General features: G+C 67.1%; 3 protein-coding genes. All 3 read left to right on the top strand.

The window, feature by feature from the left end:
* The coding region (locus RKP46_RS11690) for a methyltransferase domain-containing protein (RefSeq protein ID WP_311106800.1) at positions 1-1,008 on the top strand (1,008 nt) is incomplete at its 5' end.
* Positions 1,009-1,021: 13 nt separating this feature from the next.
* A complete protein-coding gene (locus RKP46_RS11695) occupies positions 1,022-2,113 on the top strand; it encodes a class I SAM-dependent methyltransferase (RefSeq protein WP_311106801.1) in 1,092 nt (363 codons plus the stop codon).
* A gap of 86 nt (positions 2,114-2,199) precedes the next feature.
* The gene (locus RKP46_RS11700) at positions 2,200-3,768 is read left to right on the top strand and encodes an amino acid adenylation domain-containing protein (protein WP_311106802.1); all 1,569 of its coding nucleotides are present in this window, start codon (positions 2,200-2,202) and stop codon (positions 3,766-3,768) included.
* Positions 3,769-4,224 lie beyond the last annotated feature (456 nt).

Here is a 4,224-nt window from a genome sequence, read left to right on the forward strand (position 1 = left end):
GGAGAAGAAGATTTCTACGTCGACCCGGTGAGTCTCGAGCGTCTGACGCTGAGCGTCGACGAGTCTGCCGGTGACCAGGTCGTGTGCGGCGAGCTGCGCAGCCCGTCCGGACATCGTTTCGCCATACGCCAGGGCGTTCCCGATCTGGTCTATCCCTTCGAACTGCCGCCGGTCGACCGCCAGGCCTTGCAGCAGTACGAAGAGCGCGCCGACGCCTACGACCGCTATCTGCCCTTGACCTTCAGCACGTACGGCGAGGACGAGCAGGCCGTACGCACGGCAATGGTCGACAAGCTGGCGCTGCGCCCCGACTCGCGCGTGCTCGAAACCGGTGCCGGCACCGGGCGGGATTCGGTGATCATCGCCGGACGTCTGGGCGCCGCCGGGCGGCTCTACATCCAGGATCTTTCGCCGTCGTTCCTCGCGCGCAACATCGATCGCCTGCGCGACATACCGGCGCGCGTCGAACCGGCGCTGGCCAATGGCTACTATCTGCCCTTCGCCGACAACAGCTTCGACGCCTGCTTCCACTTTGGCGGAATCAACGCTTTTGGCGATATCCAGCGCGCCTTTAGCGAAATGGCGCGCGTCACCAAGCCCGGCGGCAAGGTCGTCGTCGGCGACGAGAGCATGCCCCCATGGCTGCGCGAAACCGAATTCGGCCGCATCCTGATGAACTCCAACCCCGAGTTCAAATATCCGCTGCCGCTCGACAAACTGCCGGTGGCCGCGCGCAAGACGCGCCTGGAGTGGATCATCGGCGGCGTCTTCTACGTCATCGACTTCGTCGTCGGCGAAGGCGAACCGCCGGCCGACCTCGACTTCCCGATCCCCGGTGTGCGCGGCGGGACGCATCGGACGCGCTACTACGGCCAGCTCGAGGGCGTCACGCTGGAAGCCAGGCGGCTGGCGCAGGAAGCCCGTGCGCGCACCGGCAAGAGCATGCATCAGTGGCTCGACGAGGCCGTGCGGGCGGCCGCGCGGCGCGACCTGGAAAACCCCGAATGAGCCCTGGCCAGCGATGACTCCGCGCCCCGCCAGCAGCGCCACGCTCGTTTTCCCGGCCGTCGACCGCGGTGCCATCGACTATGTGGCAGGCGCGCGCCAGCGCGGCGAAGCGACGGTCTGTGCCGCCTCGGTCGCCAGCCCCGAAGTCGCCGCCGAGTGTGGCGAAGTGCACCGCCTGCCGTCGATCTACGACGCCGACTTCGCCGAGCGTTTCCTTGCCCTCGTCGAAACACACGATGTCGCGCGTGTGTTCTGCCCGGTCGCCGGCGTGCATGCCTTCGTCCGCCGCTTCATCGCGACGCGCGGCCTGGCGCTCGCCGTTCTCGGCGCCTCGCCGATCACCCAGCAGGTCGAGGCGCACCGGCGCCTGATGGCGCGCGCGCAGCGCCTGCTGCCACTCGCCGAAACCTGCGCCGACGGCGCCGCGACGCTGTCGCTCGTCGAGCTGGCCGGTGTTCTCCGCCAGGCAGGTCTGATCTACGGCGAATCGAACGACGACAAACTGGCGGCGATGATCGGCATCGCCGCCGACGCCCCTGCCGGCGATGTCGTCGAGATCGGTTCGCTGATGGGCCGTTCGGCCTCCGTCCTGCTCTACCTGGCGTGGCGTCACCAGCTTGGGCCCCTGCTGACGATCGATCCCTGGACGGCCGGCAATGCGCTGCAACGCCAATCGCCGCAGTCGTTTCAGGAGCTGGTCGACGAATGGGATTTCGAGGTCCTGCGCGAGGGCTTCCTGGTCAACATGGTCCCCTTGCGGGCCGAGCGGCACGCCCACCTGCGTCTGCCGTCCGCCGCCGCATTCGAGGTGTACGCGCAGGGGCAGCCGATCGCTGCATCACCGGAATCAGCGCCGCCGATCGCCTTCGGCGGGCGCATCGGACTGATCCACATCGACGGCAATCATGACTACGACTGCGTTGCCAACGACTGCCGCCAATGGCTGCCGCGCCTGCTGCCGCAAGCCTGGCTGATCCTCGACGACTACCTCTGGGCCCACGGCGACGGCCCCTACCGTGTCGGCAACGCCCTGCTGCACGAACAGGGCGAGCGCGTCAGCCGCGCCTTCACCTGCGGCAAGGCTCTTTTCGTCAAGTTCAAATGAGCGCGCGCATGGGCACGACACGCACCGAACCGACGCCGCCGCCCGACGCGCCCGGCCACCCGCAACGACCACGGCAGCACGCTTGAATGCGCTACGACTACAACCTCGGCAGGCATTTCGAAACGATCGCCGCTCAGCATGGCGAACGACCCGCGCTGCGCCTGGCCGCCGATCATCAGGTGAGCTACAGCGAACTTGCACGCACCGTCGACCGCATGGCGCACTGGCTGCTGCAACGCGGTTTGCGCGCGCGCGATGTACTGGCGCTGTTCAACGACAAGCGCATCGAAGGCTACGCCGCGATGCTCGCCGCACACAAGATCGGCGCGGCCTACGTCAATCTCGACGAGCAGAACCCGGCGGCGCGCATCAGCAAGATCCTGGCCACCTGCCAGCCGCGCCTGCTGGTCAGCGACCACCCGCTGCCAGCGGAAGTCGACGCGTGCTGCCGGGCGAACGGCGCACCGCCAACACGCCTGCCGACGCCTGCCGAACTCGCCGCCCTGCCCGCGCAACGGCCACCGACGGTCGACCGCGTCACCGGCAGCGACCCGGCCTACCTGATGTTCACCTCAGGTTCCACCGGTACGCCAAAAGGCGTCGCCATCGCGCACGCCAGCGTCCTCAACTTCATCGCCTGGGCACGCAGCGAATTCGACCTCACCCCGCAAGACGTGCTGAGTGGCGTCAATCCGGTCTACTTCGACAACTCGGTGTTCGATTTCTACGCGTCGCTCTTTTCCGGCGCGGCGCTCGCTCCGCTGGCGCGCGCGACCGTCGCCGCACCAACCGAACTCGTCCGCCGGATCGGCGAACTGGGCTGTACCTTGTGGTTCTCGGTGCCCTCGCTGCTCATCTATCTGACCACATTGCGCCAGCTTCGGCCGACGACTTGGCCGGCAATGCGCTGCCTGGTCTTTGGCGGCGAGGGCTACCCCAAACCGGAGCTCAAGAAGCTGTACGACCTCTTCCATCCGCGCTGCCGGCTGGTCAACGTCTACGGCCCGACCGAAGGCACCTGCATCTGCTCGGCCTGCACGCTGAGCGACGCCGACTTCGCCGACCTCAGCGGCCTGCCGCCGCTCGGCCGGCTCGCCGGCAACTTCGCCTACCTCATCCGGCACGCTGACGGCAGCCTCGCGCCCCCCGGCGAAGCTGGCGAACTGTGCCTGCTCGGCCCGCAACTTGCCCTCGGCTATTACCACGACACCGAAAGAACGGCAGCGAGTTTCGTTGCACCACCCACACCGGCGTCACCCGGTGAGCGTATGTACCGCACCGGCGACCTGGTGCGCGAGGACACCAACGGCGTTCTCTGGTTCGTCGGCCGCGCCGACAACCAGATCAAGCACCTCGGCTACCGCATCGAACTGGAAGAGATCGAAGCCGCCCTGCAAGCGCTGCCGCAGGTACGCCAGGCGGTCGTCGTTTACCAGCGACGGCGCGAGCAACACGGCGAAATCGTCGCCTTCGTCAGCGCTGACCAGCCGCTCGACGGCGAAGCAATCCGTCAGCGCCTGCGCCAGACACTGCCGTCGTACATGATCCCCGGCCAGATCGAACTGCTCGACGAACTGCCGAAGAACGCCAACGGCAAGCTCGACCGCCGACGCCTGGCGGAAGCAGCACTCGCCCGCACGCCTCCGTCGTCCTGAAGCGACAACCACCACCGGACAAACGCCGGGGCGCCACCCAGCAGGGCACTGCGGCGCAGCTTCACTCGCCAGAAGCAGCGCGAACGCGTTCGACGCTGGAACCAGCCGCGCTCCTCGGCCGTGCTCGCCCAGTTCCGCCGACCTGAAGTGACAAAGTAGGGCGAAACGGTCCTAAGCCACAGCCAAGGCTGTAAAATGATGCGCTCGGGCCTGTAGCTCAGTTGGTCAGAGCAGAGGACTCAAGGCGAGGGCAGAACGTCCCCAGGTCGTCCTGCCTGCATGGGTTGCCCGCCGTCAGCTCACCGCTGGCGACGGGTAGAACTGGTCAAAGTCGGTGAACGCTAAAACCACACCACAAGTGACATGCGAATACCGAGCCAAGCCCCCGCGAGCAGCGGAGGAAGGTGTAGAGACTAGACGGCCAGCCTGTAACGGGAAGGTATAGTCCAGACCACA

The organism is Accumulibacter sp., from assembly GCF_031732815.1.
In the GTDB taxonomy this organism is placed as follows: domain Bacteria; phylum Pseudomonadota; class Gammaproteobacteria; order Burkholderiales; family Rhodocyclaceae; genus Accumulibacter.